Annotated in this window: 2 protein-coding genes; both read right to left on the bottom strand. The window is 66.5% G+C overall.

Annotated features, from left to right (window positions below; genetic code table 11):
• Window positions 1-656: hypothetical protein (locus ACHFFZ_RS07235; protein ID WP_394275977.1), on the bottom strand; the 656-nt coding region annotated here is incomplete at its 3' end.
• Window positions 657-719: 63 nt separating this feature from the next.
• Window positions 720-2,564, bottom strand: a 1,845-nt coding sequence (locus tag ACHFFZ_RS07240) for a hypothetical protein (protein WP_394275978.1), incomplete at its 5' end; no start/stop codon positions are given.

A 2,564-nucleotide genomic window follows, 5' to 3' on the forward strand; every position in this document is an offset into this window, starting at 1 on the left:
TCGTACTGCCCTTCCGGGACTACTTCTGGCAGGGCTGCCTGCAGCTGGCGCATCAGTGGGTAGTCGATCTCACCGAGTGGGGTGATCACCGCGAGGGACTCGACCGGGGAGAGCAGCAGTATCCGCTCCTCTTCCACGGCCGGGAGGGAGAATGTGGCGCCGGATGGCACAGTGACTGTGCCTCCTGCTCCGCCCCACCTGATCTGAGGGGAGACGTCGACGCCGCCGAAGTTGGTGACGGTGACCTCGCCGGTTCCGCTGACCGTGTCGTGGAGCCATACTCCTTGATCGGAGATCAGCTGGATCGGGAGTTCGTCGATGATTCCTTCATCATTCGGCTCGACGTCCGGTGGAGGCAGTGTCGCCGCGAGGCGGACCTGCGTCGAGACCCGCCCGTACCGGGGTGAGTGCAGCGACAGGGTGCCCACCAGTGTGCGGGAGAAGCCTGCTCGGAACTCGGCCCAGACGTCACCCGCGGGCTTCGGCCCGTCTGGGCCTACTGCGACGCGGAGGGACCCGGTCATGGGCCCTATGTTCTGGGAGTCGAGGATCTGGCCGGCGACGAAGGGGGACTCCGTGGTCACATCAGTTGACTGGGCGACTAGGCCGTCGATGCCGGCGGCGTTGAGTCCTGTCACCCAGTTCTCGGTGAGCATCTCCCACTGACGACCCCACGGGGTCGTGTACCACAGTCGATAACCCATAGTGTGCCCTCCTTCCTAGTAGACGCGGGCGGTGTAGTAGTCGTCCGCGGTGACCTCCGACGCGGATTCCAGCTCTCGCAGCCGTAGATCGAGGCTCTCTGCGGCCTGCTGGAACATGGCTTGCACCTGGTCGCGGCTGAATGCCTCACCGGGTGGCAGGGTGAACGCGAGGGTCGTGACCCCGGTCCCGTGTTTGGCGGCCTGGTCGCTGGTCAGAGACACCAGCTCCGCCAGGCGTCCGTTGATCGCGACGAGTTCCTGGGACTGACCATCTGCGATGGTGATCATGTGCCCCATCCGCTCGGCCTCAATCTCTGCGGCCGCGGCGATTGCCTGGGCCTCCTCCTTCGTGTTGGCCCCTGCGAGCAACTGCTGCAGCTTGGAGTACTCCAGCTGGCTGGTCAGCGCGTCAGTCTTTGCCAGGGACTCCAGTTCCCAGGCGAGGCGCTGAGCCTCCAGCGCCTGGCGCTTGGCCTCGATGTCGAGGGTCAGTGCCTGTTGGGCGTCTGCGGCGTCGCGGTTGATCTTGTCGATCTTCGAGGCGATGTTGTACTGCACCGACCCGACCGTGGTGTCCAGGATCGTGGCCCCGAGTTCGGCACCCAGCTGGGCGCCCTCCGGGCCACCGAGGTAGCCACCGGCGGCACCGGCCGCGCCTCCGAGGAGGGAACCGCCGATGATCGCCAGCTTGGAGCCACCATCCATCTGGCCCCAGGCTTCCTTCATGTCGTCCTTGTTGTGGGTGATGTCGATTCCGCCCTTGATGACATCACTGAGGCCGCTGATCGCCATGCCTGCACCGGCGAAAGCACCCAGCGGGCCACCGACAGCGAAACCGGCCATGCCAGCGAGCACGCCACCCAGGATCTTGCCCAGGCCACCGCCGACCTTGCCGACGCCACCGAAGCCACGAGCGGCTCCTGTCGCAGCGTTCTGCGTCAGCCCGTATAGCTGAGCAGTCTGCTGCGTGAGCTGGTGGGTCTGCAGGCGCAGCATCTCCACCGCGGCGTTCTGCGTCAGCGTCGCTTCGACGACGTTGAACTGTGCGATCGCCTGTTCGTGGGTGGCGAGCTGCTGGTCAAGTGCGGCCTGCGCCCGGGCGACGGAAACGCCCCACTCGGCGGCGCGGACTGCGGCCGAGTTCTCCACCACCGACGACGTCACGTCCTCGACAGCGAAGATTCCGGTCACCCGGAAACGGTCTGCTGCTCCCCGCATCGCCTCGATGGACGTGGCACCCATCAGGGTCGCCTGCTCACGGGCGAGCTGGAGCTCGTATTCCGCTTCGGCGATAGACATGGCCCCGCGGGCGCGGGTGCGCTGCAGATCCCATTCCTTGACCTGCAGGTCCTGCTGCGCCTTGAGCAGCTGGATGTGGTTGGTCACCTGCTGCATCTGCAGTCGGGACACCGACTGGCGGGTCTCGTCCACGATGCCGGCCAGTCGGGCCATCTCGTCGAAGAACCCCGAGATGGAGCCCAGGCCGGCCTGGAACGCCGCCCCGACGCCCGTGGCCATGTCAGCCAGAGCCTGGTAGCGGGCCGCGGCTATAGCGCGCTCCGCGGCTTCGAGCCTGATCGCCGCGTCAGCGTTGGCGTCCTGGACCTCGGTCAGGGACTCCTCCGCCTTGGAGACCTTCTCCATGGCCTTTCGGATGTTCTCGGCGTTGTCGTCGGCCGACTCCGCGAGCTCCGTGTCCGCGTCCTCACGAGCACGGGCGAGCTTCTTCTCAGCGTCAGCGATCTTGTCCGGCTTACCGTCAGCACGGGCCTTGGCCACGGCTGCTTCCGCGTCCTCCAGCTTGCGCTGGGTCGACGTGGACAGCACGGCGCCCTCGGCCTGCGCCTCGGACAGCACATA

This window comes from Luteococcus sp. (genome assembly GCF_043424415.1).
Lineage (GTDB): Bacteria > Actinomycetota > Actinomycetes > Propionibacteriales > Propionibacteriaceae > Luteococcus.